Annotated in this window: 26 protein-coding genes; 14 read left to right on the top strand and 12 right to left on the bottom strand. The window is 67.1% G+C overall.

What is annotated here, in order from left to right; genetic code table 11:
• The 8 genes from MIAR_RS02690 to dnaA all read right to left on the bottom strand — a co-directional run bounded on the left by MIAR_RS02690 (position 1) and on the right by dnaA (position 10,542).
• Positions 1 to 405 (bottom strand): DUF3566 domain-containing protein, encoded by a 405-nt coding sequence (locus MIAR_RS02690; protein WP_285630905.1) that lies wholly within the window; start codon positions 403 to 405, stop codon positions 1 to 3.
• A gap of 20 nt (positions 406 to 425) precedes the next feature.
• The gene (gene gyrA, locus MIAR_RS02685; protein ID WP_285630902.1) at positions 426 to 3,017 is read right to left on the bottom strand and encodes a DNA gyrase subunit A; all 2,592 of its coding nucleotides are present in this window, start codon (positions 3,015 to 3,017) and stop codon (positions 426 to 428) included.
• Between the two features lie 169 nt (positions 3,018 to 3,186).
• Positions 3,187 to 5,250, bottom strand: coding sequence for a DNA topoisomerase (ATP-hydrolyzing) subunit B (gyrB, locus tag MIAR_RS02680; protein WP_285630899.1), 2,064 nt, complete (start codon positions 5,248 to 5,250; stop codon positions 3,187 to 3,189).
• A 117-nt stretch (positions 5,251 to 5,367) separates the two neighbouring features.
• A complete protein-coding gene (locus MIAR_RS02675; RefSeq protein ID WP_425561628.1) occupies positions 5,368 to 5,850 on the bottom strand; it encodes a DciA family protein in 483 nt (160 codons plus the stop codon).
• Positions 5,831 to 7,072 carry a DNA replication/repair protein RecF gene (recF, locus tag MIAR_RS02670; RefSeq protein WP_285630893.1) on the bottom strand — a complete coding sequence of 414 codons (1,242 nt, stop codon included), beginning with the start codon at positions 7,070 to 7,072 and terminating at the stop codon, positions 5,831 to 5,833. The genes MIAR_RS02675 and recF overlap by 20 nt, the downstream gene beginning before the upstream one ends.
• Positions 7,073 to 7,142: 70 nt before the next feature.
• On the bottom strand, positions 7,143 to 7,592 hold the full coding sequence (locus tag MIAR_RS02665; protein ID WP_285630891.1) for a GNAT family N-acetyltransferase: 450 nt from the start codon (positions 7,590 to 7,592) through the stop codon (positions 7,143 to 7,145).
• Positions 7,589 to 8,731 carry a DNA polymerase III subunit beta gene (dnaN, locus tag MIAR_RS02660; RefSeq protein ID WP_285630888.1) on the bottom strand — a complete coding sequence of 381 codons (1,143 nt, stop codon included), beginning with the start codon at positions 8,729 to 8,731 and terminating at the stop codon, positions 7,589 to 7,591. Before dnaN ends, MIAR_RS02665 begins: the two co-directional genes overlap by 4 nt.
• A 419-nt stretch (positions 8,732 to 9,150) precedes the next feature.
• Positions 9,151 to 10,542, bottom strand: a complete 1,392-nt coding sequence (dnaA, locus tag MIAR_RS02655) for a chromosomal replication initiator protein DnaA (protein ID WP_285630885.1) — start codon at positions 10,540 to 10,542, stop codon at positions 9,151 to 9,153.
• A 318-nt stretch (positions 10,543 to 10,860) separates the two neighbouring features.
• On the opposite strand from dnaA, the gene rpmH reads away from it, so the two are divergent.
• The 12 genes from rpmH (at position 10,861) to MIAR_RS02595 (ending at position 18,936) form a co-directional block, all read left to right on the top strand.
• On the top strand, positions 10,861 to 10,998 hold the full coding sequence (gene rpmH, locus MIAR_RS02650; RefSeq protein ID WP_045250217.1) for a 50S ribosomal protein L34: 138 nt from the start codon (positions 10,861 to 10,863) through the stop codon (positions 10,996 to 10,998).
• A 21-nt stretch (positions 10,999 to 11,019) separates the two neighbouring features.
• A complete protein-coding gene (gene rnpA / locus MIAR_RS02645) occupies positions 11,020 to 11,370 on the top strand; it encodes a ribonuclease P protein component (protein ID WP_285630869.1) in 351 nt (116 codons plus the stop codon).
• Positions 11,367 to 11,717, top strand: a complete 351-nt coding sequence (gene yidD / locus MIAR_RS02640; RefSeq protein ID WP_285630866.1) for a membrane protein insertion efficiency factor YidD — start codon at positions 11,367 to 11,369, stop codon at positions 11,715 to 11,717. Before rnpA ends, yidD begins: the two co-directional genes overlap by 4 nt.
• 3 nt (positions 11,718 to 11,720) lie before the next feature.
• On the top strand, positions 11,721 to 12,797 hold the full coding sequence (gene yidC, locus MIAR_RS02635; RefSeq protein WP_285630863.1) for a membrane protein insertase YidC: 1,077 nt from the start codon (positions 11,721 to 11,723) through the stop codon (positions 12,795 to 12,797).
• Positions 12,797 to 13,291: a Jag family protein gene (locus MIAR_RS02630; protein WP_285630861.1), complete on the top strand. Its 495-nt coding sequence runs from the start codon at positions 12,797 to 12,799 to the stop codon at positions 13,289 to 13,291. Before yidC ends, MIAR_RS02630 begins: the two co-directional genes overlap by 1 nt.
• A 99-nt stretch (positions 13,292 to 13,390) precedes the next feature.
• On the top strand, positions 13,391 to 14,014 hold the full coding sequence (rsmG, locus tag MIAR_RS02625) for a 16S rRNA (guanine(527)-N(7))-methyltransferase RsmG (RefSeq protein WP_285630858.1): 624 nt from the start codon (positions 13,391 to 13,393) through the stop codon (positions 14,012 to 14,014).
• Between the two features lie 223 nt (positions 14,015 to 14,237).
• Complete coding sequence (locus MIAR_RS02620) at positions 14,238 to 14,585, top strand: GIY-YIG nuclease family protein (protein ID WP_344289800.1); 348 nt, start codon at positions 14,238 to 14,240, stop codon at positions 14,583 to 14,585.
• 149 nt (positions 14,586 to 14,734) lie between these two features.
• Positions 14,735 to 15,616: a ParA family protein gene (locus tag MIAR_RS02615; protein WP_285630855.1), complete on the top strand. Its 882-nt coding sequence runs from the start codon at positions 14,735 to 14,737 to the stop codon at positions 15,614 to 15,616.
• Complete coding sequence (locus tag MIAR_RS02610; RefSeq protein WP_285630852.1) at positions 15,616 to 16,584, top strand: ParB/RepB/Spo0J family partition protein; 969 nt, start codon at positions 15,616 to 15,618, stop codon at positions 16,582 to 16,584. The genes MIAR_RS02615 and MIAR_RS02610 overlap by 1 nt, the downstream gene beginning before the upstream one ends.
• Before the next feature lie 247 nt (positions 16,585 to 16,831).
• Positions 16,832 to 17,908, top strand: coding sequence for a ParB/Srx family N-terminal domain-containing protein (locus tag MIAR_RS02605; RefSeq protein ID WP_285630849.1), 1,077 nt, complete (start codon positions 16,832 to 16,834; stop codon positions 17,906 to 17,908).
• Between the two features lie 69 nt (positions 17,909 to 17,977).
• Positions 17,978 to 18,310 (top strand): tryptophan synthase subunit alpha, encoded by a 333-nt coding sequence (locus tag MIAR_RS02600; RefSeq protein ID WP_285630847.1) that lies wholly within the window; start codon positions 17,978 to 17,980, stop codon positions 18,308 to 18,310.
• A 65-nt stretch (positions 18,311 to 18,375) separates the two neighbouring features.
• Positions 18,376 to 18,936: a GrpB family protein gene (locus tag MIAR_RS02595; RefSeq protein WP_285630844.1), complete on the top strand. Its 561-nt coding sequence runs from the start codon at positions 18,376 to 18,378 to the stop codon at positions 18,934 to 18,936.
• Positions 18,937 to 18,978: 42 nt separating this feature from the next.
• Here MIAR_RS02595 and trxA read toward each other — a convergent pair whose 3' ends face one another.
• The 4 genes from trxA to MIAR_RS02575 all read right to left on the bottom strand — a co-directional run bounded on the left by trxA (position 18,979) and on the right by MIAR_RS02575 (position 24,229).
• Entirely contained in the window at positions 18,979 to 19,302 is a 324-nt protein-coding gene (gene trxA / locus MIAR_RS02590; RefSeq protein ID WP_285630841.1) for a thioredoxin, read from the bottom strand.
• Positions 19,303 to 19,364: 62 nt separating this feature from the next.
• Positions 19,365 to 20,321: a thioredoxin-disulfide reductase gene (gene trxB / locus MIAR_RS02585; protein ID WP_285630837.1), complete on the bottom strand. Its 957-nt coding sequence runs from the start codon at positions 20,319 to 20,321 to the stop codon at positions 19,365 to 19,367.
• A gap of 141 nt (positions 20,322 to 20,462) precedes the next feature.
• Entirely contained in the window at positions 20,463 to 22,085 is a 1,623-nt protein-coding gene (gene murJ, locus MIAR_RS02580) for a murein biosynthesis integral membrane protein MurJ (protein ID WP_285630835.1), read from the bottom strand.
• Positions 22,082 to 24,229 (bottom strand): DUF6049 family protein, encoded by a 2,148-nt coding sequence (locus MIAR_RS02575; protein WP_285630831.1) that lies wholly within the window; start codon positions 24,227 to 24,229, stop codon positions 22,082 to 22,084. The genes murJ and MIAR_RS02575 overlap by 4 nt, the downstream gene beginning before the upstream one ends.
• Before the next feature lie 88 nt (positions 24,230 to 24,317).
• On the opposite strand from MIAR_RS02575, the gene MIAR_RS02570 reads away from it, so the two are divergent.
• Entirely contained in the window at positions 24,318 to 25,847 is a 1,530-nt protein-coding gene (locus MIAR_RS02570; protein WP_285630828.1) for a DUF7059 domain-containing protein, read from the top strand.
• A 28-nt stretch (positions 25,848 to 25,875) separates the two neighbouring features.
• Positions 25,876 to 26,934 carry an LLM class flavin-dependent oxidoreductase gene (locus tag MIAR_RS02565; RefSeq protein ID WP_285630825.1) on the top strand — a complete coding sequence of 353 codons (1,059 nt, stop codon included), beginning with the start codon at positions 25,876 to 25,878 and terminating at the stop codon, positions 26,932 to 26,934.
• Positions 26,935 to 27,000: the final 66 nt, after the last annotated feature.

Raw genomic sequence — 27,000 nt, 5'->3', positions numbered from 1 at the left:
TCAGTTCGACATGAACCCGACGAGCAGGCCGCCCGTCACCTTGACCGCCAGGTTGTAGATGCCCGCGATCACCGCGCCGAGCACCGTGAAGACGATCAGGTTCAGGATCGCGACGACCGCGCCGAACGCCATCACCTGCGGCAGTCCGACCAGACTCGTCAGGTCGATGGAGCCATCGGTGATCTTGTCCAGGAAGTCACTGGTCTGGGTGAGCACGCCGGTCGCCTGCAGCACCATGAACACCAGGAAGAACGACACCATCGTGACGATCGCCAGTGCCACGGCACCCAGGAACGACAGCTTCACCGCAGACCAGAAGTCGACGTAGACCAGGCGCAGCCGCACCTGCTTGCCACCGGTGCGTCGGGTGGACTTCTTCGCCAGCTTGTCTGCGACTGTGCTCATCGGTCAGCTCTCTTCGGTAGTCAGGATTCGGGGGTCTCAGCCTCAGGGGACTCTGCCGTGGGGGTCTGAGGTTCGAGGTTCTGTGCTTCGGGGGTCTGGGGCTCGGAGGTCTCTGCATCCGCCTCGTCCTCGTCGTCGATGGCACGCTCACTGTTGCGTGCCACGGCGAGGATGCGGTCATCGCCCGTCATCCGGGCGAACACGACTCCCATGGTGTCGCGGCCCTTGGCGGGCACCTCGGCCACGGCAGAGCGTACCACCTTGCCGCTGGACAGAACCACCAAGACCTCGTCGTCCTCCGAGACGACCAGACCGCCCGCCAGAACACCGCGCTCGTCGCTCAGCTTGGCCACCTTGATGCCGGTCCCGCCGCGCTTCTGAACCTTGTACTCGCCCACCGTCGTGCGCTTGGCGTAGCCGCCGTCGGTCACCGTGAAGACGTACGAGTCGTCGTGCACGATGGATGCCGAGAGCAGGCAGTCCTCGTCATCCTTGAACTTCATGCCGCGCACACCCTCGGTCGCACGGCCCATCGGACGCAGTGCGTCGTCGGTGGCGTGGAAGCGGACCGACATGCCCTTGGCGCTGATGAGAAGGATGTCCTCGTCCGCGTTCACGAGCTCGGCGCTGACCAGCTCGTCGCCCTCGCGCATCCGGATCGCGATGACACCGCCCTGACGGTTGGTGTCGTAGTCACCCAGGCGGGTCTTCTTCACCAGGCCGCCGCGGGTGGCCAGCACCAGGTAGTCCTTCGCCTGGTAATCGCTGATCGCGAGCACCTGGGCGATCTTCTCCTCGGGCTGCAGGGCCAGAAGGTTGGCGACGTGCTGACCCTTGGCATCCCGGCCCGCCTCCGGCACCTCATACGTCTTGGTGCGGTACACCCGGCCCTTGTCCGTGAAGAACAGCAGCCAGTGGTGCGTGGTGGTGACGAAGAAGTGCTCGACCAGGTCGTCGGCGCGCAGCTGCGCACCCTTCACGCCCTTGCCGCCACGGTGCTGCGACCGGTAGTTGTCGCTGCGGGTGCGCTTGATGTACCCCTCGCGGGTGATGGTGACGACCATCTCCTCGACCGGGATCAGGTCCTCCATCGACATGTCGCCGTCGAAGCCGTGCAGGATGTGCGTGCGGCGCTCGTCACCGAAGCGGTCGACGATCTCGGTGAGCTCGGTGCGGACGATCTCGCGCTGGCGCGCCTCGGTGGCGATGATGTCCTTGTAGTCGGCGATCTTCGCCTCGAGATCGGTGGCCTCGTCGATGATCTTCTGGCGCTCCAGGGCTGCCAGTCGACGCAGCTGCATGTCGAGGATGGCCTGGGCCTGATCGTCGTCGATGTCGAGCAGCGCCTTCAGTCCCTCGCGCGCCTCGTCGACGGTGGGGGAGCGGCGGATCAGCGCGATGACCTCGTCGAGGGCATCCAGTGCCTTCAGGTAGCCCTGCAGGATGTGCATGCGGGCCTGCGCCTTGCGCAGACGGAAGCCCGTGCGACGCACGATCACATCGAGCTGGTGGTCCAGCCAGTTGGTGATGAAGCCGTCCAGCGCGAGTGTGCGCGGAACGCCGTCGACGATCGCGAGCATGTTCGCGCCGAAGTTGTCCTGCAGCTGGGTGTGCTTGTACAGGTTGTTCAGCACGACCTTGGCGACCGCGTCGCGCTTGAGCACGACCACCAGGCGCTGACCGGTGCGGTCGGAGGACTCGTCGCGGATGTCGGCGATGCCCGTGATCTTGCCGTCGCGGGCGAGCTCGCCGATCTTCACCGCGAGGTTGTCGGGGTTGACCTGGTACGGCAGCTCGGTGATGACCAGGCAGGTGCGCCCCTGGATCTCCTCGACCTCGACGACCGCGCGCATCGTGATCGAACCGCGGCCGGTGCGGTACGCCTCCTGGATGCCCTTGGTGCCGAGGATCTGCGCGCCGGTGGGGAAGTCCGGCCCGGGGATGCGCTGGATCAGGCCCTCGAGCAGCTCCTCGCGGGGAAGACCCGGGTTCTCCAGAGCCCACAGTGCCGCAGCCGAGACCTCACGGAGGTTGTGCGGCGGGATGTTCGTGGCCATGCCGACCGCGATGCCGATCGAGCCGTTGACGAGCAGGTTCGGGAACCGCGACGGCAGGACGTCGGGCTCCTGGGTCTGACCGTCGTAGTTCGGCGAGAAGTCGACGGTCTCCTCTTCGATGTCGCGCACCATCTCGAGCGCGAGCGGAGCCATCTTGGTCTCGGTGTACCGCGGAGCCGCGGCGCCCATGTTGCCGGGGGAGCCGAAGTTGCCCTGGCCGAGGGCCAGCGGGTAGCGCAGCGACCACGGCTGCACCAGGCGCACGAGGGTGTCGTAGATCGCCGAGTCGCCGTGCGGGTGGTACTGACCCATGACCTCGCCGACCACGCGGGCGCACTTCGAGAACGACTTGTCGGGGCGGAACCCGCCGTCGTACATGCCGTAGATGACCCGGCGGTGCACGGGCTTGAGTCCGTCGCGCACGTCGGGCAGCGCGCGGCCGACGATGACGGCCATGGCGTAGTCGAGGTAGCTGCGCTGCATCTCGGACTGCAGGTCGACCTGGTCGATGCGGCCGTGCTCGTGGGCCGGCTCGGGGCGTTCTTCGTCAGTCATGTCTTTTCTTCTTCTCCGGATGCTGCCGGACTCCGGAATCTTCTCTTCATTCGCAGAACGGGTTCCCTCCCGCTTCGCGGGCCCCTCCCGATGCTCATTCCGAGAAGATTCCTCCGTCCTACGTGCGTGTTCTGTTGTCCGAGATCAGCGGTGGGTGAGGAGTAGGGGGTCAGATGTCGAGGAAGCGGACGTCCTTGGCGTTGCGCTGGATGAAGGTGCGTCGCGACTCGACGTCCTCACCCATCAGCACGCTGAAGATCTCGTCCGCGGCCGCGGCGTCGTCGATCGTGATCTGGCGAAGGGTGCGCGTGGTGTGATCCATCGTGGTCTCCCACAGCTCCTTCGGGTTCATCTCACCGAGACCCTTGTAGCGCTGGATGCCGGCGTCCTTGGGCAGGCGCTTGCCGTTCTCGCTGCCGTGCTTGAGCAGGGCATCCCGCTCGACGTCGGTGTACACGTACTCGTGCGGGGCGTTGGTCCACTTCAGGCGGTACAGCGGCGGCATCGCGAGGTACACGAATCCGGCCTCGATCAGCCCGCGCATGTAGCGGAACAGCAGTGTCAGCAGCAGCGTCGTGATGTGCTGGCCGTCGACATCGGCATCCGCCATCAGCACGATCTTGTGGTACCGCGCCTTGTCGATGTCGAAGTCCTCGCCGATGCCCGTGCCGAAGGCCTGGATCATCGCCTGGACCTCCTTGTTGCCCAGGGCCTTGTCCAGACGAGCGCGCTCGACGTTGAGGATCTTGCCGCGCAGCGCCAGGATCGCCTGGGTGTGCGGGTCGCGACCCTGCACCGCCGAACCGCCGGCCGAGTCACCCTCCACCAGGAAGATCTCGCTGATCGACGGGTCCTTGCTGGTGCAGTCCTTGAGCTTGTCCGGCATCGCCGCCGACTCGAAGACGCTCTTGCGGCGCGCGGTCTCACGCGCCTTGCGGGCGGCGATGCGCGCAGTGGCGGCATCGATCGCCTTGCGGATGATGTTCTTCGTCTGCGCCGGGTTGCGCTCGAACCAGTCGCCCAGCTGATCGTTCACGACCTTCTGCACGAACGCCTTCGCCTCGGTGTTGCCGAGCTTGGTCTTGGTCTGGCCCTCGAACTGCGGCTCGCCGAGCTTGATCGAGATGACCGCGGTCAGACCCTCGCGCACGTCGTCGCCGGAGAGGTTGTCGTCCTTCTCCTTGAGCAGGTTGTTCGCCCTGGCGTAGCGGTTGACCAGGCTGGTCAGCGCTGCGCGGAAGCCCTCCTCGTGCGTGCCGCCCTCGTGCGTGTTGATCGTGTTGGCGTAGGTGAACACGTTCTCGGTGTACGACGTGGTCCACTGCATCGCGACCTCGAGCGAGATCTTGCGCTCGGTGTCCTCGGCGTCGAAGTCGATGATCTCCTCGTTGACCACCTCTGCCTTGCGCACCTTGTTGAGGTACTCGACGTAGTCGACCAGACCGCGCTCGTAGAGGAACACGTCGGAGGGCTGCTTGGTGATGCTCGTGCCGTCGGGACCGTCGACCTCGTAGGCGGATGCCTCGCGCTCGTCGCGCAGGGCGATGCGCAGCCCCTTGTTCAGGAACGCCATCTGCTGGAAGCGGGTGCGCAGGGTCTCGTAGTCGAACTCGATGGTCTCGGCGAAGATCTCCGGGTCCGGCCAGAACGTGATGCTGGTTCCCGTCTCGGAGGTCTCCTCGCCCTTCTCCAGCTTCTGCTGGGGGGTGCCGCCGTCGGCGAAGACGTGCCGCCAGACGAAGCCCTTCTGCTTGACCGCCACCTCGAAGCGGGTCGAGAGCGCGTTCACGACCGAGGAGCCCACACCGTGCAGACCACCCGAGACGGCGTACGCGCCGCCGCCGAACTTGCCGCCGGCGTGCAGGATCGTCAGCACGACCTCGACGGTCGACTTGGTCGGGTCGGAGGAGTGCGGATCGACCGGGATGCCACGGCCGTTGTCGACGACGCGGACCGCGCCGTCGGCGAGGATGGTGACGTCGATGTTGTCGGCGTAGCCGGCGAGGGCCTCATCGACCGAGTTGTCGACGATCTCGTACACGAGGTGGTGCAGACCGCGCGGACCCGTCGAGCCGATGTACATGCCGGGCCGCTTGCGGACCGCCTCGAGGCCTTCGAGGATCTGGATCTGATCGGCGCCGTAGTCGCCGGGGACCTTCTTCGACTCCTGTGTGTTCGGCTCCGTCCCTGTCGAGGGGGCGTTCTCGTCGTCGGCAGGTGTTTCAGGCGTCATCAGAAATGGTTCTCCACATCGAAAGTACCGTCCCATTCTAGCGGGTTTCGATGGTCGATATACGCCTCAAACGCCGTGTGTGCGCTTCTGAGGGCTTGAGCCCCCGGTCGTGATGCCCTACCCGTAGGTGTCCCGTGGGCCCCGTCCCGGCACGACCCGCGGTCCCCACTTCCACGACGGGACGTCCGGGCCGATGAACCGGATGTTCTCGACACCGGCATCCGGATAGCGGTTCCCGATCTCGGTCATGATCACGGCGCGCATGAACTGCAGGTTCTTCGCCCACGCCGTGGAATCGCACTTCACAGTGAGAACGCCGCGCTCCAGCGACACGGGCTCGGAGTGCTTGGCGGTGTCGGCGCCGGCGAGCTCGGCCCACTGCCGCACCAGGTCCTCGGCCGCGAGCGTCTTCTCCCAGCCGGAGTCCCTGGTGAGCTTGGCGAGGATGTCGCCGAGCGTGCCCGGATCGCGTCCCTTGGAGAAGGGCGCGTTGTCGTCGTCGACCTCGATGCGCTTGCGGCGCTTCCAGTTCTTCGAACTGGGCTTCAGGCCGCGCAGCCGCAGGTAGGTCGCGACGGTCTCAGGAGGCTGCGGGTCCATCATCGGCCGCCTCCTCTTCGGTTCCTGCAGAGCCCAGATCGTCCTCGGTTCCTGAGCGAGCGGAGCGAGACGAAGGACGCTCATCGCTGATGGTTCCGGCGTGGATGCGCACGACATGACGGTGCAGCGGCTCGGGGATGTCCCCCTCGACGGCGGCTGTGACGATCACCTGCTCGTATCCGGAGGTGATGGCCGCCAGACGCTGGCGCCGGTCGGCGTCGAGCTCGGCGAAGACGTCGTCCAGGATCAGCACCGGGTCCCCGGCGGGGGACTCGGCGCGCAGGAGTTCCGCGGATGCCAGGCGCAGCGCGAGCGCCACGGACCAGGACTCGCCATGCGAGGCGTACCCCTTCACGGGAAGATCGCGGACGCGCAGGATCAGGTCGTCGCGGTGGGGCCCGACCAGCGTCAGCCCGCGCTCGATCTCCTTCGAGCGCTTCGCCTGCAGCGCGGCGCGGAACTGCTCCTCGATCTCGCCGCGGACGTCGAGTTCGGCGTCGGGCTCGCCCTCCTCGGGGTCTCCGCCGCGCACCGACAGCGCCCAGTCGAGCTGCGGACGGTGGTCGGCTCCTGCGATCGCCGCGTAGGCCTCGGTCAGCGGACCCTGCAGATCGGATGCCAGCCGCAGGCGCGCATGGATGATCTCGGAGCCCAGCGAGATGAGCTTGTCGTCCCACACGTCGAGCGTGGACAGGCCCTCGCCGCGCACTCCGCGCGCACGGGCGGACTTCAGCAGAGCGGTGCGCTGCCGCAGCACGCGCTCGTAGTCGGCGATCACCCCTGCCATCCGCGGCGTGCGCTGAATCAGCAGCTGATCTGCGAATCTTCTGCGCGATGACGGATCGCCGCGGACGATCTGCAGGTCCTCGGGCGCGAAAAGCACGACATGCGCGTAGCGCGGCAGCTCGTTGGTCTTCGACGGAGACCCGTTGATGCGCGCCTTGTTCGATCCCTGCCTGTTGAGCTGCACCTCGACGAGCACCTTGCGCTCACCATGCACCAGACGTGCGCGCACCACCGCGAATTCCCTGCCGTCCCGCACCATCGGGGCATCTGACGACACCCGGTGGGAACCGAGCGTCGCGAGGAACACGATCGCCTCGGCGAGGTTGGTCTTTCCTTGTCCGTTGCTGCCGACGAGCACGTTGGGGCCGCGGTGCAAGGTGAGATCGGCGGTCGCGTAATTGCGGAAATCGCCCAGGTTTAGGTGCTCCACAATCACGAGGATCAGCCTACCTTCGGGGTCGGACGCTCAGCCCGGCGCTGGATGCCGGTGCCGGGGGCTCCGCGTGTCAGAGCTCCCGCGCGAAGAACACCTTGTCGGCGGAGCGGTGGGTCTCGACGAGACCGGACTTCTCGAGTACCCGGATGGAGGGCGCGTTGTCGAGGTCGGTGTCGGCGATCGCGCGCCGCGCGCCGGCCGCCGCGGCGATCCGCAGCCCTTCGGCCACGGCATCCGTGGCCAGTCCGCGGCCTCGAGCGGAGGGGATCAGGCCGTAGCCGAACTCGACGGTGCCCGACTCGCCCGGTGGTCCGAAGAAGCCGAAACCGCCCACGGCCAGGCCTTCTTCTCGGATCATGTACAGCGTGAAGACAGCATCCGCGGCATCCTGGCCCGCCAGCATCCGCAACGGCACCAGCTCGTCCGCGAAGGGATAGTCCGAATGCCAGCGGTCACCGTCACGCTGATCCCGCGCGACGATCCGCCGCGCGAGCTCCGGTGTGATCGGCTCGAGCGTCACCGCAGCAGCAGGTTCGGCTGCAGCAGGTACTTGAACGAGTCGAGACCCGCCTGATCCACCGAGGTCTGGCTGGTCACGAGCACCGGGCTGAGCTTGTTGGCGTTGTCGCTCGACGTGAACGTGACGCGAGTGAACTCGCTCTTGACCGCGCCGAGCGCCTCGAGGAGGTACTGCGGGTTCAGACCGAGCGTCACCTCGTCGCCGCCGTTCAGGTGAGCGTCGACCGACTCGGAAGCGCGGGCCTGCTCACTGCCGGATGCGTCCATCGTCACGCCGTCGGCGCCGAACGTGAACCGCAGCGGAGCGGAGCGGTCGAGCACCAGGGCGACACGGCGCACGGCCTCGATGAGGTCGCCCGTGTTGACGACCGCGTAGTGGTCGGTCTGCTCGGGGAACAGCCTGCGCACGGGCGGGAAATTGCCCTTGATCAGGAGAGATGTCACGGTCTTGTTGCCCGCCGTGAAAGCGATGATCTCGCGGTCACCCGCTCCGGAGAACGCGATCTCGATGTTGCCGGCGTGCGCGAAGGTCTTCCCGACCTCTGTGAGCGTGCGGGCCGGGACCAGCGCGGTCTGCTCGGCGCCCTCCCCGTCCCACGGCACGTCGCGGAGCGAGACGCGGTAGCGGTCGGTCGCGACCAGGCTGAGGGTGGTGCCCGAGACCTCGAGCTGCACACCGGTGAGGACCGGGGTCACGTCGTCGCGGGACGCGGCGAACGCGACCTGTGCGATCGCGGTGCCGAACTCCTCGGCCGGGACGACGCCCGTCGAACCGGTCACCTCGGGGATGGAGGGATATTCCTCGACCGGCATGGCCGCGAGGGTGAACCGGGCGGAACCGCAGGTGACGGCGATTCCGCCGTCCTCCTCCACCGCGATCTCGATCGGCGCGTTGGGAAGCCGGCTGGCGATGTCCGACAGCAGACGACCGTGCACGAGGATCGTGCCGGGCTCGTCGACGGTCGCCTCGATCGTGGTGCGGGCGGATGCCTCGTAGTCGAAGGCCGAGAGGGTCAGCCCCTCAGCCGATGCCTCGATGAGCACACCAGCCAGGATCGGCTGCGGATTGCGCTGCGGCAGCAGCTTGACGACGAAGGACACAGCCTCGCTGAACACATCGCGGTTGACCTGGAACCTCACGGGCGCTCCCTCGTTGTACTTCACCTTTCGCAGTGGGCCCACTGCAGGCGATCCCATGCTAGTCGCACAGGGCGAAGCCCCCGCTACCCCGAACAGGGCTGTGACGGCCTGTCCGTCCACATCCGTCTGGTGATCGGGGAGCCCTTCACTGAGATTGATCTCTTAACGGTGTTAACAACTGTGGATTCTGTGGATAAGTCGGTGGATAGCAGCGGAGAGTAGGAAACTACACGCTTGTCAGTTGTGGAGACCCTGAGGATTCCGGGGCTTTCGGAGGGATCCGACTCCGAGGCGGCGGTTCCTGTTATCCACAGGTGGGTCTGCTCGACAGCATCCGGAAGCCGAAGTTTCCACAAGTTATCCACAACCCCTGCGGACAACCGTCCCGATTCCGCGGGACTTCAGGCGTGTCGGGGGCGTCAGCGACGGCTGATCTGGGTGGTGATCTCGGTGACCTGGTTGTAGACCGAGCGGCGCTCCTTCATGAGCTCGCTGATCTTCTTGCAGGCGTACATCACGGTGGTGTGATCGCGGTTTCCGAACAGCTGACCGATCTTCGGCAGCGACAGGTTCGTGCGCTCGCGGCACAGGTACATGGCGATCTGGCGGGCGATCGCGATCTGCTGCGAACGGCTCGAGCCGTACAGGTCGTCGACGGTGAGCTTGAAGTACGCGGCCGTCGACGTGATGATGTCCGTCGGCGAGATCACGTTGTCCTCGGTGGTGTCGACGATGTCGCGCAGCACGGTCTGCGCCAGCGAGATGTCGAGCGCCGAGCGGTTCAGGCTCGCGAACGCCGAGACCCGGATCAGCGCGCCCTCCAGCTCGCGGATGTTCGAGGAGACCACGGTCGCGATGTACTCCAGCACCTCATCGGGGATGTGGAGCGACTCGCTCTGCGCCTTCTTGCGCAGGATCGCGATGCGGGTCTCCAGGTCGGGCGCCTGCACATCCGTGATCAGACCCCACTCGAAGCGGCTGCGCATCCGGTCCTCGAAGCCGGTGAGCAGCTTCGGGGCGACATCGCTGGTGATCACGACCTGCTTGTTGTGGTCGTGCAGCTGGTTGAAGGTGTGGAAGAACGCCTCCTGCGTCTCGGCGCGACCCTGCAGGAACTGGATGTCGTCGATCATCAGGATGTCGACCTCGCGGTACCGGCTCTGGAAGGCGGCGCCGCGGTTGTTCGCGATCGAGTTGATGAAGTCGTTCGTGAACTCCTCGCTCGAGACGTAGCGAACCTTCACCCCGGCGTACAGCGACTGCGCGTAGTCGCCGATCGCGTGCAGGAGGTGGGTCTTGCCCAGTCCGGAGTCGCCGTAGATGAACAGCGGGTTGTACGCCTTCGCAGGTGCCTCGGCCACGGCGACCGCCGCCGCATGCGCGAAGCGGTTGGACTGGCCGATGACGAAGTTGTCGAAGGTGTACTTCGGGTTGAGGCGCGATTCGTGGCGCAGAGCCTGAGGCGTCTCCGCCGCGGGTTCGGCGCGAACAGGCTCGGGAGTGGTGAAGTCGGGAACCGAGATCGGGGCCGTCGGCTGGTCGGCCAATTCGTGGTTGACCACCGTGCGATACGAGGTGACCTCATCGCCGATCTGGGACAGCGCCTCCATCAGCGGGATGCGCAGTCGCTTGTTGATCTGCGCGGCGGTGAGATCGTTCGGCACGTCCAGGTACAGCACCCCGCCCATCACGCCGGCGGGAACCACCAGGCTGAGGAAGCCGTGCAGCTGCGGCGAGACCCGCTCATCCTCGGCGAGACGATCGCGCAGAGTCGACCAGATCGGCACATCGGGGTGGGCTGCAGTGGTCATGGTGCTCCGGGCGAGGTTGTGGAAAGGTCGCTCGAAGCGTGGTCTCCCCCTGTGGATAACGTCGGATGCCACGGTAGTCATCACCCGCCAGAACATCAAGCCGCCCGCGGAAACACGAGGGTGTGTCGCGATCCGGCGCGGTCTCCACAGTTGTGGATAATGGGTGTGCGCAACTGACGGGCGGCATCGAGGCATCCGGCGGTGGATTTGCCCTGCGCGGCGGCAGGTCGTACCCTTAATCGGTTGACTTATGCCTTTTGGCAGTACCCCCTGTCTCCGGATGAAAAAGCCCGGTGACACCATTCCCGGAGTGATTCCATGAGCAAGCGCACCTTCCAGCCCAACAACCGCCGTCGCGCCAAGAAGCACGGCTTCCGTGCCCGCATGCGCACCCGCGCCGGCCGCGCCATCCTTTCGGCACGCCGCTCGAAGGGCCGTGCTGAGCTCTCGGCGTAAGCCCGCTCACCCGGACCTGCCGTGCTCGCCCGGCCGAATCGCCTGACGCGTGGCGTCGACTACCGACAGGTGGTCCGCCGCGGCACGCGATGCGGTGGGCCACGTCTGGTGACCTCGGTTCTGCCGGCGTCCGACGACCGTGCACCTCGGTTCGGGTTCATCATCAGCAAGCAGGTAGGAACCGCTGTGGTTCGGAACACCGTTCGCCGCCGCCTGAAAGCGGTGTGCGCCGAGTTCCTCGACACGGTCCCCGAGGGCACGGATGTCGTCATCCGTGCCCTTCCCGCATCCGCATCCGCCGACTTCGCCGACCTGCGGAGCGACGTGGCACGCTGTCTCAATCGGCTCGTGGCCGGGCCGGTGCGGGCATGAGCGCGCTCCCGTCCTACGCTTTCGGAACGGCGCGGTTCCGGGCATCCGATCTGATCCGCGGGATCCTCGTCCTGCCGAGGAACGCGGTCCTCGCGTTCCTCGTCGTCTACCGAGCGGTGATCTCGCCGCTGTACGGGGATGTGTGCAGGTATTACCCGTCCTGTTCCGCTTACGCTGTAGGTGCGGTGCAGCAGCACGGCGCGGTGTGGGGGACGATCCTGTCGGCCTGGCGCATCCTGCGCTGCAATCCGTGGAGCAAGGGCGGCGTCGACGACGTGCGCCCGCATGCTCATTTCCACTACGAACTGACTCCGCACGGATTCGTCGTACCCGCTCGAAAGGACTGAACAGTGGGTCTTGACCTTCTGCTCGCAAGCACCCCCAGCCCGGCCGCCGGCAACGGGGGTGGTTTCGATCTGTTCAGCCTCCTGCTGTGGCCGTTCAAGTGGATCGTCGAGGCGATCCTGGTCGCCTGGCACTGGCTCTTCACTGCATTCGGGATGGCGCCGAATGCTGGACTGACCTGGGTGTTGTCCATCGTCGGTCTCGTGATCGTGATTCGCGCGGCGGTCTTCCCGCTGTTCGTGAAGCAGATCAAGAGCCAGCGCAAGATGATGGAGATCGCCCCGCAGCTGAAGAAGGTGCAGGAGAAGTACAAGGGCAAGCGCGACCAGCTCTCTCGTGAGGCGATGAGCCGCGAGACGATGGCGCTGTACAAGAAGCACGGCACGACCCCGGTGTCGTCGTGTCTTCCGATGCTCGTGCAGATGCCCTTCCTGCTCGGCATGTTCTACACGCTGCGCGATGTCGGCGACCACGCCAAGCACGGCATCGGCGGTGTCGGTCTGCTGCACGCCGACCTCACCAAGCAGTTCTACGACGCGACCCTGTTCGGCGTCGCCCCGCTGCACATCGACCTGATCACGGCGATCAAGACCCACCCGGTGGGCTGGGAGGTCACGGTCACGATCCTCGTCGTGCTCGTGATCCTCATGATCGTGTCGCAGTTCTACACGCAGCTGCAGATCATCTCGAAGAACCTGTCGCCCGAGGCCAAGACCGGCCAGGCGTACCAGATGCAGAAGATCATGCTCTACGTGCTGCCGCTGGGCTTCATCTTCTCGGGCGTCTTCTTCCCGCTCGGCGTGGTGCTCTACTGGTTCGTCTCCAACCTGTGGACCATGGGTCAGCAGTTCCTGGTCATCCGCGAGATGCCGACGCCCGGATCGGACGCCGCACGCGCACGTGAGGAGCGCCTGGCCCGTCGCGGCAAGGCGATCAACGCGGAGGGCAAGATCGTTCCGGTCGCGGTGTACGAGGCTGAGCAGCAGCGTCTGCTCGAGGAGGCCGAGCGCGCCAAGGAGCAGGCTCCGAAGCGGGAGCAGCCCATGAGCAAGAAGCGTGCGAAGAAGAAGGGGTCGAACTGATGACGACGGATGAACTGAAGTCCTCGGCCGAGTCGACGATCGAGGAGCTCGAGCAGGAAGGCGACATCGCAGCCGACTTCCTCGAGGAGCTGCTCGACATCGCCGACATCGACGGCGACCTGAACCTCGATGTGCGCCAGGGTCGCGCCTATGTGTCGGTCGAGGCGGAGGGTGACGCACTGTCGCTGCTGTCTGAGCCCGAGACCGTGCAGGCCCTGCAGGAGCTGACGCGCCTCGCGGTGCAGAGCAAGACGGGCTCGTTCTCGCGCATGATCCTCGACATCGGCGGTTCGCGTGACACACGTCGCCGGCAGCTCGAAGGACTCGTGAACGCTGCGGTCGCCAAGCTCGACGACGGTGCTTCGCAGGCATCCCTTCCCGCGATGTCCTCCTATGAGCGCAAGCTCGTGCACGACATCGTGTCCGAGCGTGGGCTGGTCTCGGAATCGTATGGCGAGGGCGCTGATCGCCACACGGTGATCTCCCGCGGCTGACTCTCCTCCCGTGATGTTTCACGTGAAACATCACGGGTTACGCGATCGTTGAGTGAGCGACTCGCGTCGAAACGCACATCCCTCGAAGGAGCCCACCGCATGACCGAGTCGCAGCTGGAATCAGAACCCGCTGCCGCGGGGGAGATCTTCGGTGACCGCATCGATGTCGCGCGCCGGTTCACGGCATCCCTGGCCGCCGAGGGGGAGCTGCGCGGACTGATCGGTCCGCTGGAACTGCCCCGGCTCTGGACCCGGCACGTGCTGAACTCGGCGATCGCAGCGCCGCTGTTCCATGGTTCGGTGGCGGATGTCGGATCCGGAGCCGGTCTGCCGGGACTGGTCCTCGCCATCGCGCGCCCGGACGTGGAGTGGACACTCATCGAGCCGATGGAACGCCGCGTGGCCTGGCTGAACGAGCAGGTGGACTCGCTGGAGCTCCCGAACGTGCGGGTAATGCGAGCTCGCGCTGAAGATGTCGGGCTCGAATTCGACGTGGTGACGGCCCGCGCGGTGAGCGCGTTGCGCACGCTGGTCCCGATCACGGCCCCGCTGGCGAAGGACGGTGGTGAGCTGATCTTCCTCAAGGGACACAACGTGGATGCCGAGATCACGGCCGCGCAGAAGGCGCTGAAGAAGCACAAGGTGACGGACATCTCAGTCGAGGTCCTCGGCGAAGGTATCCTCGGCGAGACGACTCGCGTCTTCCGTGCGCGGGTGCGCTGAGGGGGAGTCCCCGGTCGTCGACCGAGTGTGACGAGCGTGATGTTTCACGTGAAACGCTGCGCCCGGTCCCCGGTCGTTGAGCGAGCGAAGCGAGACGAAACGCTCAGGTCCTCGGGCATTTCGTCTCCTCGCTTCGCTCGTCGCTCAATGACCGGCGGAGAGGAGTCGAACCTACTGCCCTCCACAGAAGGATGTTTCACGTGAAACATCCACAGTCACCGAGATCGAAATCCGCAAGCGTCGACGTCGCTCAGTACCGTCTCCTCATAACCGGTTACACATATATATCCTCTGCTGTGCTGACGACTCGTTCTACGTCGGCAGTACAATCGACCTCGACGCTCGACTCGCATCTCACGCGCAGGGTCTGGGGAGTGACTACACGACCTGCCGACTTCCGGTGGATCTGGTCTGGTTCGCAGAATTCGAGCGGATCGATGAGGCATTCGGCCTGGAGAAGCGCATCCAGGGCTGGAGCCACGCGAAGCGGCAGGCTTTCATCGAGGGCGGCTTCGATGCGATCAAGGGCTGGAGTGTGCGGGAGCGCGCCCTTCATGCCCCCAGTCGTTAAGCGAGCGCAGCGTGCCGAAACGGACCATGCCCTCGATGCCTCGCTCAATGGCTGTCCGCTCCGTCGATTAGAGTGGTAGACGGTCCCGAAAGGAGTCGATGTTTCACGTGAAACCATCCGACAACGCATCGCCGAGCCACGATTTCGGGATGGATACCCCGCTTGCTCGGGAACTCGCTGATCTGTCCAGCCGACGCAAGGCCCTGCGTGAGGTCAATGTCACCTTCTCGGGTCAGACCCGCATCTTCACGGTCTCCAACCAGAAGGGCGGCGTCGGAAAGACGACGTCGACGGTGAACCTGGCATCCGCTCTTGCTGAGCTCGGCGCGAAGGTCCTCGTGATCGACCTCGATCCGCAGGGGAACGCATCCACAGCGCTCAGCATCCCGCACACGGCAGACACCTCGAGCATCTACGACGTGCTGATCAACGATCTTCCGTTCGCGGAGATCGTGCAGCCGAGCCCGGAGTCCGAGAACCTCTACTGCGCGCCCAGCACGATCCACCTCGCCGGCGCCGAGATCGAGCTCGTCTCGCAGGTCGCGCGAGAGTTCCGGCTGCGTCGCGCGCTGAAGACCTATCTCGACCACAACCACATGGACGTCGTGATCATCGACTGCCCGCCGTCGCTGGGCCTGCTCACGATCAACGCCTTCACGGCCGCGACGGAGGTTCTGATTCCGATTCAGGCCGAGTACTACGCACTCGAGGGCCTGAGTCAACTGCTGGGGAACATCCAGATGATCCAGAAGCACCTCAACCCAGAACTCCACCTCTCCACGATCCTGCTCACGATGTTCGACGCGCGCACGCGCCTGTCGCAGCAGGTCGCGGACGAGGTCCGCAACCACTTCCCGCAGCAGGTTCTCGACGCCGTCATCCCGCGTTCGGTCCGCGTGTCCGAGGCCCCGAGCTTCGGCCAGACCGTGATCGCGTATGACGGCACGTCAGCCGGCGCCGTCGCCTACAGGGAAGCAGCAGTCGAGATCGCACAGCGAGGCGAACGGTCCTCGCAGAACAAGGAGCAGTGATGGCCGCCAAGCGCACCGGACTCGGTCGGGGGATCGGAGCCCTCATTCCCACCGCGGATCAGGCCGAGCGTCCCGTGGATGTGTTCTTCCCCGGGGCTCCCAAGCCGAAGACGGATGCTGACTCGGCACCCGTGGCCGCCGAAGCCGATCTTCCTGAGATTCCCGGCATCCGGCTCATCCAGGTCGACCCGAACAGCATCGTCCCCAACCCGCGTCAGCCGCGCACGCACTTCGACGAGGACCACCTCGCGGAACTCGTGCACAGCGTTCGGGAGTTCGGCGTGCTGCAGCCGGTGGTCGTGCGCAAGAACTCCGACGGTGACTACGAGCTGATCATGGGGGAGCGGCGCACGCGCGCCGCTCGCGAGGCCGGCCTCACCGAGATCCCCGCGATCGTTCGTGAGACCGCCGACGAGGACCTGCTGCGCGACGCGCTGCTCGAGAACCTGCACCGTTCAGAGCTGAACCCCCTGGAAGAGGCATCCGCCTACCAGCAGCTGCTCGAGGACTTCGGCATCACGCAGGAAGAGCTGGCCACGCGGATCGGTCGATCCCGCCCGCAGATCAGCAACACGATCCGCCTGCTGCGCCTGCCGGTTCCGGTGCAGCAGCGCGTCGCTGCCGGGGTGCTGTCGGCAGGTCACGCGCGCGCGATCCTCTCGGTGGAGGACCCCGAGCGGATGCAGCGCCTGGCCGACAAGGTGGTGAACGAGGACCTGTCCGTGCGTGCCACGGAGGCGGCTGCGAAGGCCCTTCCCGCGGCGCCGGGAAGCAAGTCGAAGCCGCAGGCGGGAGCGCGCCGCGCCTATCTGGATGAGGTGTCCGCGAAGCTTGGAGATCGACTGAACACCCGTGTCCAGATCGCTCTGGGAGCACGTAAGGGCCAGGTCAAGATCGAATTCGCATCCATTCAGGATCTGAACCGCATTCTCGGGGAGCTCGGCGAGCAGGAGTACGGCTCGCGCTGACCTTCTCGTACAGGGCCTGGGATGTTTCACGTGAAACATCCCAGGCCCTCTGTCGTTGACCAGGTCCCCCGGTCGTTGAGCGAGCGGAGCGAGACGAAACGCCTGCCTCGGAGATCGGGGCATTTCGTCTCGTCGCTGCGCTCCTCGCTCAATCACCGGAGAGCGTCGCCACCGTTTCACGTGAAACATCTCGCGTCGATCACTCCGCGTTCACAGCGGGTTCACCGGGATCCGCCACTGTGGCCGCATGACCGACAACTCCCGAAAGACCACGCGCCGCGCCGCTGGAGTCGCAGCCATCGTGACGCTCGCTGCGGCGTCGTTGCTCGCTGCGCCCGCCGCGCAGGCAGCTCCGAAGTGCCCGACGCCCGCCAAGGGGACGCCCGCCATCAACATGTGCGCGCAGCCCGGTGACCTGCTCGATGTCCGCATCGGCGACGTGCTGCCCACCCAGCCCTCCCTCGGTTACGACGAGGTCTACTACAAGCTCGGCCGGTACACGCTGGGCAAGGACAAGATCAACAAGAAGTTCGACGACTGGTGCGAGGCGAACGGGCAGGGCGAGGCCGCGACCGCTGACGCGAACTCGCGCCTGGCCGACCCCACCAGCTTCACCTGCACGATCCCCGTGGGCCAGGAGACCACGGAGAGCATCGCGCCGATGAAGACGGTGGTGATCGGTCCCGGCGGCAAGCTGTACCTCACCGATGGTCACCACACTCTGACGTCGTTCTACGAGCTGGCCGACGGCGGCCCGAACCTACACGTGCGCCTGCGCGTGCTCGGCAACCTCACCGGTCTCGGCCAGAAGCAGTTCTGGAACACCATGCAGGAGAACGGCTGGACGTACCTGAAGGACGCCGAGGGCGTCGCGATCACGCCCAAGCAGCTGCCGACCTCGGTCGGTCTCGCCAACTTCGAGGACGACGAACTGCGCAGCCTGCTCTACTTCGGTCGCGACATCGGCTACGCATCCGGTTCCGTGCCCTTCCAGGAGTTCTACTGGGCGGACTGGGTGCGCACCTCCGGTGCGGTCGATCTCGCCGGCTGGAACCGCGACGACCGCGCCAGCTACCTGAGCACGGTGGAACGCCTGACCCGCGCGCAGACCGCCCTGGCGCCGGATGCCGTGGTCGCGAACGGCCTCACGGCATCCGAACTCGGCGCCCTGACGGAGTGGAACGACGGAAAGAAGCCCACGGGCGGTGAGTTCGGGAAGCTCTCCAAGCCCTATGAGGACGCCAAGCCCGGCAAGCTCGCGTACGCGCTGGAGTTCAAGCAGCTGCACGGCATCACGAGTGCCGAGACCGTCGGAGTGCGCTGACACACGCGGAATCCACGAGAGCGCGGTCGGATGCCCTCCGGCCGCGCTCTCGTGCGTAGGCTGGAAGTCATGACCGAGTCCATCCCGCGCCGCGCGAGCCTCGAGGTGCTGCGCGCCGAAGCGTCGGACGAACTCGCGGTTCTCATCCAGGAGCGGCTGCGCGGGGGAGAGGACCCCTGGGAGTTCATGGAGGACCTGCCGAGCATCGACGAACTGGTCGTCTTCCTGCTGCGCGCCGAGAACATCAAGGCGAACGACGGTGTGCGGCCGAATTCCGCGCGTCACTACCGCGTGCTCCGGCAGATCGCACTCGAATATCCGGAGCTGACGAAGACCGTGTGGGGGATGCTGGGGGAGAGGCGTCACCGCCGTTGGGATCCCACGATCGCCGACGCCTCCTGACACGGGCATCCGGGCACCCGCCGCACCCCCGAACGGCGCCGGATACGCTGTCGTCGGAGGCGCAGATGCTGGTGGAGTACGACTCGGATTGGCCCCGTCTGTTCGATGACGCGGCTGAAGCGCTGCGCTCCGCCGGCAACCCGGCATGGACGATCGAGCACATCGGTTCCACCGCCGTCCCGGGGATGATGGCGAAGCCCGTCATCGACATCGCCGTCCGTCTCGTGGATCAGGGTGATCTCGACCATCACCGGCAGGGGCTGGAGCGGGGCGGTTGGCGTGTCGGCAGCGGGGTGCGGACGCATGTCGTGATGCTCTTCGAACAGGGCGGCGCACGCCTCAGGATCGCGCACTTCTTCGCGCCGGAGCAGTGGCCGAACGCGCATCAGCGCGTACTGCGGGACTGGCTGCGGACGCACCCGGACGATGCCGCCCGGTATCAGCATGCGAAACAGGAGGCTGCCCGCAGAGCCACGGGGCGCCGCAACTACAACGACGCGAAGACGGCGGTCATCCAGGAGATCATGGACCGCGCGCGGGCCGCCCGGGGTCTGCCCGCAGTGAACGTCCACGACAAGCAATCGCACGCATCCGGAAACGAAGAAGCCCGCCACCCCGAAGGGTGACGGGCTCGCTTCAGCAGATGGGCTGCTGAGCCGGTCGAAGGATCAGCCGATGAACGCGGCGAGATCCTGCTCGAGGGCGAACTTCGGCTTGGCGCCGATGATCGTGGTCTTGACCTCGCCACCCTGGAACACCTTCATCGCGGGGATCGAGGTGATCTGGTACTGCATCGCGAGGTTGGGGTTCTCGTCGACGTTCAGCTTGAGGATGGTGATCTTCTCGGGGTGCTCGGCCTGGATCTCGTCGAGCACCGGCGCGACCATGCGACACGGACCGCACCACGCAGCCCAGAAGTCGACGAGGACCGGGCCATCGGCCTGGAGCACGTCCTGCTCCCAGGTCGCCTCGGTGGTTGCCTTGGCAGTCATGATTCTCCTTAGTTGGATGTCACCCGATGCAACACCGGATGCGGGAAAAGTGTTCCGGATGCTCAGCCGGCGATGGCTTCGACCGGAACGGAGGCGTCTTCGAGACCGGCGAGGAAGTGCTCCACGTCCAGCGCGGCGACGACTCCCGATCCGGCGGCGGTCGCAGCCTGACGATAGGTGGGGTCGATCACGTCGCCTGCGGCGAACACGCCGGGCACCGAGGTGCGCGACGAGCGACCATCGACCCAGATCGTGCCCTCCGGGGTGAGCTCGAGCTTGTCGTGGACGAGGTGGGTGCGCGGGTCGTTGCCGATCGCGACGAACACGCCCTGCAGGTCCAGCTCGCTGAGGGTCCCGTCGACCGTGGAGCGCAGGCGCACACCGGTCGTCTCGAACTCACCGAGGATCTCGGCGACCTCGCTGTTCCAGATGAACTCGATCTTGTCGTTCGCGAATGCACGCTCCTGCATGATCTTCGAGGCGCGCAGCGTGTCCTTGCGGTGGATGACGTACACCTTCGACGCGAACCGGGTCAGGAAGGTGGCTTCTTCCATGGCGGAGTCGCCGCCGCCGACGACGGCGATCGCCTTCTCGCGGAAGAAGAACCCGTCGCAGGTGGCGCACCAGGACACGCCGTGACCGGAGAGGCGCTCCTCGCCCTCGATGCCCAGCTTGCGGTAGGCGGATCCGGTCGCATAGATGACGGCGGATGCCTCGTGCACGGCGCCCGTACCCAGGGTGACCTTCTTGACCGGGCCGTCGAGCTCGAGCGAGACGACGTCGTCGTAGAGGACCTCGGTGCCGAACTTCTCGGCCTGCTCCTGCAGCTTGACCATGAGGTCGGGACCCTGGATGCCTTCCGGGAAGCCCGGGAAGTTCTCGACGTCGGTGGTCTTGGTCAGTTCGCCGCCCACTTCGACGGAGCTGGCGATCAGCAGCGGCTCCAGGTTGGCGCGCGCCGCGTAGATGGCGGCGCTGAACCCGGCCGGACCCGAGCCGATGATGATGACCTGACGCATGTGCTCTCCTCTGTCGGCGGGCGCGCGATGACACGCGGGAAAAACCGCCACGATCTCTTCAACCCATGGTAACCGCGCGACATTCCCTGTCGCTGAGCGCGGCAGGAGCGGCGGGAGGCGCTGCGGAGAACAGGGCGGCGATCAGCGCGACGCGCGCGCCGGCAGGAACCGCTTGACCAGTCCGGACACCACGCTGAGCTCCGGGGCGCGCAGCACGAAGAGCACGACGAGGTAGACCACGAACGCCACACCGCCGACGACTCCGGTGCCGACGGCGCCGAGCAGACGTCCGGTCATGCCCGTCGAGGCGACGGCCCAGCCGTCTGCGCCGCCGATCAGCAGGTAGACGCCCCATCCGGCGAAGCCGGCGGGGATGGCGGCGATCACGAAGCGGCCCAGCGACAGGGCGACGCGGGGGAGCTCCAGGCCGCCCAGGCGGCGACGCAGCAGCACCACGGCGATGATCGTCTGCACGAGCCCGGCCAGGGACTGGCCGAGCGCGACGGCGGCGGCGAGCTGGCTGAGCGGGACGAGCAGCGGAGCCACCAGCGCCGAGACGACGATCAGCGAGCACTGGACGATCGTGAACCAGAACGGCGTGCGGGTGTCGCCGTAGGCGTAGAAGGTGCGCTGCACGATGAACAGCAGGGAGAGCGGCAGCAGGCCGACGAGGTAGCAGATCAGCACGGGCGCAGCCTGCTCGGCGAAGGCGCCGTTCTCGGTGAAGATGCGTGTCGCGGGAACGGATGCCACGGCCAGCGCCACCGCGGAGATGACGATGAACAGGCTGATCGCGCGGATGCTGCGGGCGACGTCGCCGCGCACCTGGTCATGCCGGTCCTCGGCCGTGTGCTCGGCGATCTGCGTGAAGTAGGGCGTTCCGATCGAGACCGCGAAGATCGAGTAGGGGAGCATGAACACCAGCCAGGCGGCCATCATGATCGTCCCTGCCGGGTGGTCGCCGGATGCCTTGGAGACGATGTTCGACTGGGCGAGGCCCGCCAGCTGACCGGCGATGACCATCATGAACGTCCAGCTGGCGAGCTTGCCGACCTCGCCGAGCCCGACGCCCTTCCAGCGGAAGTCGGGTCGCAGATGCAGCCCCGTGCGGCGCCAGGCGAGCAGCAGCAGGGCCGCCTGCACGGCGATGCCCAGGGTGGCGGTGCCGCCCATGACGGCGATCATCGTCGGATCCCACATCTCGACGTGGTTGCGGTTGTCGCCGAACAGCATCATGAAGACGATGAAGCCGATGATCGAGATCACGTTGTTCGCGATCGGAGCCCAGGTGTAGGGGCCGAACACGCGTTTGGCGTTGAGCGTCTCGCCGATGAGCGCGTAGAGACCGTAGAAGAAGATCTGCGGCAGGCACCAGTAAGCGAACGCCGTGCCCAGGGCCAGCTGATCCGGAGTGAACTGGCTCGAGTACATGAACACCAGCCACGGCGCGAGCACCATGGCCACACCGGTCGCGGCGAGGAAGACGACGGTTCCGAGCGTGAACAGCTTGGAGATGAACGCCTGTCCGCCGTCCTTGTGGCTGGCGGACTTCACGATCTGCGGGATGATGACGGCGGTCAGGATGCCCGTCTGGATGATCGTGAAGACGTTGTTCGGCAGCTGGTTCGCGGTGCTGAAGGCGTCACTGGCCCGCCCGACGGAGCCGATCGCCGCGAGCAGCACGATCGTGCGCACCAGACCGGTGACGCGCGAGATCAGCGTCCCGGCCCCGAGGATCGCGCTGGCGCGGCCGAGACTGCTCATTCGTTCTCCTTCGTCGGCGAGGTCGGTGCCTCGTCCGGACGGGTGTCGTCCGCCGGATGCTCGTCCGCCGGATGCTCTTCCGAACCTGTCCCGTCGATGCTCGCGCGGGCCCGGCGCCGACGCACGGTGCGGATCAGGCCGAACACGAACAGCAGTCCGATGATGCCGCCGAGGATGCCGAGTCCGATCGCCTCCCAGTCGGCGCGCAGAGTGACATCGGCGGTCTCCGCCGAGCCGATCGCGACGCCGGTGGGGCTGGTGAGCCGGAAGTCGACTTTCACCTCGCCGCTGGCGACGCGGGCCGAGATGGGAACGTCCACGCGCGTGCTGCTGGCACGGCCGGCAACGATCTCGGTGGTCTCCTGGATGTCCAGGCGTGGATCGGACGGCGTGCTGTGCAGCGACACGTTCACGTTCCAGGGCAGATCGTTGCGCACCCACACGGGCAGCGGTGCGGATGCGGCGATCAGCTGCACGGGCTTCGGGCGCTGGATGCTCACCGTGCCCAGGAGATCCTGCACGTGCTTCGCGCGATCCGTCGTCGCCGTCGTGAAGGCGGCGTCGGAGAGGCCGACCGCGATCGTCCTCAGCATCCGGATCCGCTCAGGGGCCAGCATCAGCGCCGGAATGTCGAGGATCGACGAGAACGCCTGCAGCCGCTGCTCGTCGGCCAGCATCGCGGTAAGCGCGCCGGCGCGCACGGTTCCCGCCGTCGTCCGGAGAGTGGCGGATGCCGGGGGTGAGTTGCGCAGCGTGGCGAGGCCGACGGCGGGAGACGCGAAGGCGCTCAGCACGTCGCGCAGTGCGACGGGGGAGCGCTTCTGCGAGCGGTCGAGGCCCACGAGCACGGTCTGCGAGGTGCGGGACGTGAAGAAGAGGTGCCCGGCGGCGGCGGCGATCTCGCGGTCCGTCGCGATGGGGTCGGTGCTCGTCGCGGCGGTGGAGAGGCGAGCGGAGGCCGCGGCGTCCGTCACCAGCACGCTGTGGCCGTCCACCACCGCGTGCGCGCCCGGGTTTCCCTCGAACGAGGTGGAGGGGACGATCGTGGTCCCCGGAGCGCCCAGGTACCCGTCGAAGGTCGCGAGGTCGGACGAGGTGAGGTCGCCTCGGGGCCACAGGATGCCGGGCTGCGATCCCGCGACGGCCATCAGCGCGGCGTTGTCGGGCAGTGCCGGGGTCGGGGTCGCCGTGCTCGGCGCGGTCGGGGCGGAGGTGCTGGTCGGGAAGTCCGCGGTCTGCAGGAGGGGCGTGAGATCCGGCGCCGTGAGGAGGGACTTCTGACCGGCATGTGCCTGGGTGGCGGGGTCGGCGTCGCCCAGCTGCAGCGCGAACTTGTCGTTGGGAAGCCGCTCCAGCCGCTGCAGCCAGGCGATCGCGGAGGCCGGGGCGCTGGTCCCCAGCATCCGGATGGCGGCCGGAATCGCGGGGTCGACGGCGAGGATCGCCGGGGTGTCGGTGACCGCGTCGATCTGGCCGGACAGCATCCCGTTCGGCGCGGTCAGCTCGGCCAGCTCGTCGGCGCTCAGCAGGACGCCGTCGTCGGGAGTGGCGGTGATCGGCACGACGATCCCGACGCTCTGCGTGTTCGCCGGGGCGATGACGAGCACGGAGGTGGCGGTCAGGGTCCACGCCGTGGCCTCGGGATCGTTCGTGGTCGCTCCGGTGAGCCGCGCCCGCACCGCGTAGACACCGGGCGCCAGGGCGCCCAGCTCCGCGGCATCCGCGACGCTGCCGACGTCGATGCTGTCGCCCGCCGCGACGGGCGGTGACGGTTCGGTGGCCACAGTGCGGAAGTCGCCTGCGGCGCTGCCGTCGTCGAGCCACGAGTCCAGGGCGGCGGCGTCTCCGAGCGGAGTCGGGTTGACCTCGAGGTCGACCGAGCCGGCGCTCAGGGCGTCGTCGGTGCTGTTCGCGATCGTGATCGTGCTCACCAGGGGCCCGTTCGGCTCCACCCGGGCGCCGGAACCGGTGGAGATGCCCAGCGCGACCACCTCGTCGGCGGATGCCTTGGGTTCATCGGTCGCAGCGGATGCCGGCGCGCTGCCGCCCAGTGCGATCCCGGCGACGACGAGCACCGCGGCGAGTCGGCTCAGCAGCCTACGCGCGCGCGGGTGGGAGCCGTTGCGGGGGGAGTTCGCGGTCATGGTGTCGGGTCGACGGGGCCGGGAGACCGGCGCAGGCGACGCCCCGATTCTAGCCAGCGCGCCGCGGTGAACCCTGAAGGCGCGTAGAGTGACGGCCGTGCCGGATCGTGCCCACCCCCGCCCCGACCTCGTTCTCGCGCAGGCGCTCGCCGCCGATCTGGACGCCGCCGACTTCCGCTCCGAACCCCTGCGACGGCTGTGGGGCGAGGAGGCCGATGACGCGCTGGCCCGCGGACTGCGCGAGCCGATCCTGCGCGCCATTGCCGATCGCGACGATCCGCTGGCGACGCTGGGCAGGCTGTGGGTGCTCGGGATGCCGCAGCCGCACGCCGCCGTCGAATGGGCGGTGCCGCGCGTGGGCGTCGACGGGCTCGAAGCCCTGGGACTGGCAGTGGCCGATGGTGCCGATGTGCGACCGCTCGCCGTCATCCGTCCGCAGTCGTTCGTGGATGCCGACGGTGTCGGCGAGTGGTGGATCGCGAGTGACCTCGACGAGATCGCCCTGGGCACCTCGCTTCCCGCCGACCACGTGCTCGGCGTGGGCGGGGCTTCCCGCACGCTGGCGGAGCTCGTCATCCCCACGCCGGTGGAGCGCGCCCTGGACCTCGGCACCGGATGCGGCATCCAGGCTCTGCTGGTGTCACGGCGTGCGCAGCACGTCGTGGCGACCGACATCTCGGCGCGGGCTCTGGCGTATGCCGAGCTGAACGCGCAGCTGAACGGCGTGCGCAACGTGGAGCTGCGCCTGGGCAGCATGTTCGAGCCGGTGGCGGGGGAGGCGTTCGATCTGATCGTCTCCAACCCGCCGTTCGTCATCACGCCGCGCGTGTCCGGGGTTCCGGAGTACGAGTACCGTGACGGCGGGCTGGTCGGCGATGCGCTCGTCCAGCAGTTCCTGCAGACCGCGCCCGCTCACCTCACGCCGGGTGGCGTGGCGCAACTGCTCGGCAACTGGGAGTCGCGCGACGGCGAGGACGGCCTCGAGCGGGTGCGCTCCTGGATCGGCGAGGAGCTGGACGCCTGGGTGATCCAGCGCGAGCAGCTCAGCCCGCTCTCGTACGCCGAGCTGTGGATCCGCGACGGCGGGACGCTGCCGCGCGATTCCGGCTTCACTCCGCTCCTCACCGCCTGGCTCGACGACTTCGCGGCCCGCGGTGTGACCGCCATCGGATTCGGCTACATCCTGGTGCGGCGACCTTCGGCGCCTGCGTCTGTCGAGGGATCCGCTCCGCTCCGCCGTTTCGAGACCATCACGCAGCCGGTCTCGAACCTGGGCCGGGCTCTGGGCGCGGGTCTCGCCGCGCATGACGTGCTCGCCGACGGGATCCCGGATCGCCTGGTCGTCGCATCCGATGTCACCGAGGCCCGCCATCACATGCCGGGCAACGACGATCCGAGTGTGATCGAGCTGCGGCAGGGCGGCGGTTTTGCCCGCACGATCAGCGTCGACTCCGCGCTCGCCGGTTTCGTCGGCGCCTGCGACGGCGAGCTCACCGTGATGCAGATCGTGCAGGCGCTGGCGGACATCTTCGAAGTGCCGCTGACCGATCTCTGGGCCGATCTCGAACCCCGCATCCGCCGCCTCGTCGAGGACGGCCTGCTCCTGCCCGCGGAATAGCCGCAGGATATATGCGGTTGCATGCAGCATGAAGGCTTTCGGGTTCCTCTCCTTCGGGCACTACGCAGACGTGCCCGGCTCCGTCACGCGCACTGCCGGCGACATGCTCAAGCAGACCATCGAGATCGCCGAGGGCGCGGACGAGCTCGGTGTGAACGGCGCATACGTGCGCGTGCACCACTGGGCCCGGCAGGCGGCATCCCCGATCCCCCTGCTGACCGCCATGGCCGCGCGCACCGAGCGCATCGAGGTCGGCACCGGCGTGATCGACATGCGCTACGAGAACCCGTTCCAGTTCGCCGAGGAGGCGGCGGCGCTCGACTACATCGCCGACGGCCGCATCGCGCTCGGCGTGAGCCGCGGGTCACCCGAGACCGCCATGCGCGGCTACGAGGTGTTCGGATTCCACGACCCGGAGGACCCGGAGCGCGGCAGCGTGATGGCCCGCGAGAAGTTCGAGCTGTTCCTGCGCGCGATCGACGGCGAACTGATCGCCCCCGGCGATCCGCGCATGGTCGGTGCCGGCCACTACCTGGCGATCGAACCGCACTCGCCGACGCTGCGCGACCACATCTGGTGGGGCGCCGGATCCCGCGCGACGGCTGAGACCACCGGTCGCATGGGCCTGAACATGATGAGCTCCACGCTCCTGACCGAGGCGACCGGCCAGCCGTTCCACGAGCTGCAGCGCGAGCAGATCGACCTCTTCCGCGCCGCGTACAAGGAGGCCGGGCACACCGGCAGCCCGCGCGTCTCGGTCAGCCGCAGCGTCTTCCCGCTGGTCAGCGACAAGGACCGCGCCTACTTCGGCCTGCGGTCGGAGGAGTCGAACGACCAGATCGGCATCATCGACGGCATGCGCTCCACGTTCGGCAAGACCTACGCGGCCGAGCCGGACGTGCTGATCGAGCAGCTCCGGGCTGACGAGGCTGTGATGGCCGCCGACACGCTCATGCTCACCATCCCGAACCAGCTGGGCCCGGAGTACAACCTGCACGTGCTGCAGGCCTTCGCCGAGCACGTCGCGCCCGCCTTGGGCTGGAAGCCCAACACCGAAGGACCCGTGCAGGGCGATCCGATCGCCTGAGCAGCGCCGCTGCGTGCCCGGCGCCCCGCCTTATGAAGGCGGATTCCGCTTCTGAAGGATGCTGAA

The organism is Microbacterium arabinogalactanolyticum (assembly GCF_030268005.1).
GTDB lineage: Bacteria > Actinomycetota > Actinomycetes > Actinomycetales > Microbacteriaceae > Microbacterium > Microbacterium arabinogalactanolyticum.
The sequence above is the reverse complement of the archived record's forward strand: the minus strand, read 5'-3'. Positions and strand labels throughout refer to the sequence as shown.

Excerpts from the sequence above, each read along its gene's own strand:
- MIAR_RS02605 (WP_285630849.1), top strand. The coding sequence starts at position 16,832 with ATGACCGACAACTCCCGAAAGACCACGCGCCGCGCCGCTGGAGTCGCA.
- MIAR_RS02675 (WP_425561628.1), bottom strand. The coding sequence starts at position 5,850 with ATGGACCCGCAGCCTCCTGAGACCGTCGCGACCTACCTGCGGCTGCGC.
- trxA (WP_285630841.1), bottom strand. The coding sequence starts at position 19,302 with ATGACTGCCAAGGCAACCACCGAGGCGACCTGGGAGCAGGACGTGCTC.
- MIAR_RS02630 (WP_285630861.1), top strand. The coding sequence starts at position 12,797 with ATGACGACGGATGAACTGAAGTCCTCGGCCGAGTCGACGATCGAGGAG.
- MIAR_RS02595 (WP_285630844.1), top strand. The coding sequence starts at position 18,376 with ATGCTGGTGGAGTACGACTCGGATTGGCCCCGTCTGTTCGATGACGCG.
- MIAR_RS02690 (WP_285630905.1), bottom strand. The coding sequence starts at position 405 with ATGAGCACAGTCGCAGACAAGCTGGCGAAGAAGTCCACCCGACGCACC.
- gyrB (WP_285630899.1), bottom strand. The coding sequence starts at position 5,250 with ATGACGCCTGAAACACCTGCCGACGACGAGAACGCCCCCTCGACAGGG.
- yidD (WP_285630866.1), top strand. The coding sequence starts at position 11,367 with ATGAGCGCGCTCCCGTCCTACGCTTTCGGAACGGCGCGGTTCCGGGCA.
- MIAR_RS02600 (WP_285630847.1), top strand. The coding sequence starts at position 17,978 with ATGACCGAGTCCATCCCGCGCCGCGCGAGCCTCGAGGTGCTGCGCGCC.
- rsmG (WP_285630858.1), top strand. The coding sequence starts at position 13,391 with ATGACCGAGTCGCAGCTGGAATCAGAACCCGCTGCCGCGGGGGAGATC.
- MIAR_RS02575 (WP_285630831.1), bottom strand. The coding sequence starts at position 24,229 with ATGACCGCGAACTCCCCCCGCAACGGCTCCCACCCGCGCGCGCGTAGG.
- gyrA (WP_285630902.1), bottom strand. The coding sequence starts at position 3,017 with ATGACTGACGAAGAACGCCCCGAGCCGGCCCACGAGCACGGCCGCATC.
- dnaA (WP_285630885.1), bottom strand. The coding sequence starts at position 10,542 with ATGACCACTGCAGCCCACCCCGATGTGCCGATCTGGTCGACTCTGCGC.
- trxB (WP_285630837.1), bottom strand. The coding sequence starts at position 20,321 with ATGCGTCAGGTCATCATCATCGGCTCGGGTCCGGCCGGGTTCAGCGCC.
- murJ (WP_285630835.1), bottom strand. The coding sequence starts at position 22,085 with ATGAGCAGTCTCGGCCGCGCCAGCGCGATCCTCGGGGCCGGGACGCTG.
- MIAR_RS02615 (WP_285630855.1), top strand. The coding sequence starts at position 14,735 with ATGGATACCCCGCTTGCTCGGGAACTCGCTGATCTGTCCAGCCGACGC.
- MIAR_RS02610 (WP_285630852.1), top strand. The coding sequence starts at position 15,616 with ATGGCCGCCAAGCGCACCGGACTCGGTCGGGGGATCGGAGCCCTCATT.
- rpmH (WP_045250217.1), top strand. The coding sequence starts at position 10,861 with ATGAGCAAGCGCACCTTCCAGCCCAACAACCGCCGTCGCGCCAAGAAG.
- MIAR_RS02565 (WP_285630825.1), top strand. The coding sequence starts at position 25,876 with ATGAAGGCTTTCGGGTTCCTCTCCTTCGGGCACTACGCAGACGTGCCC.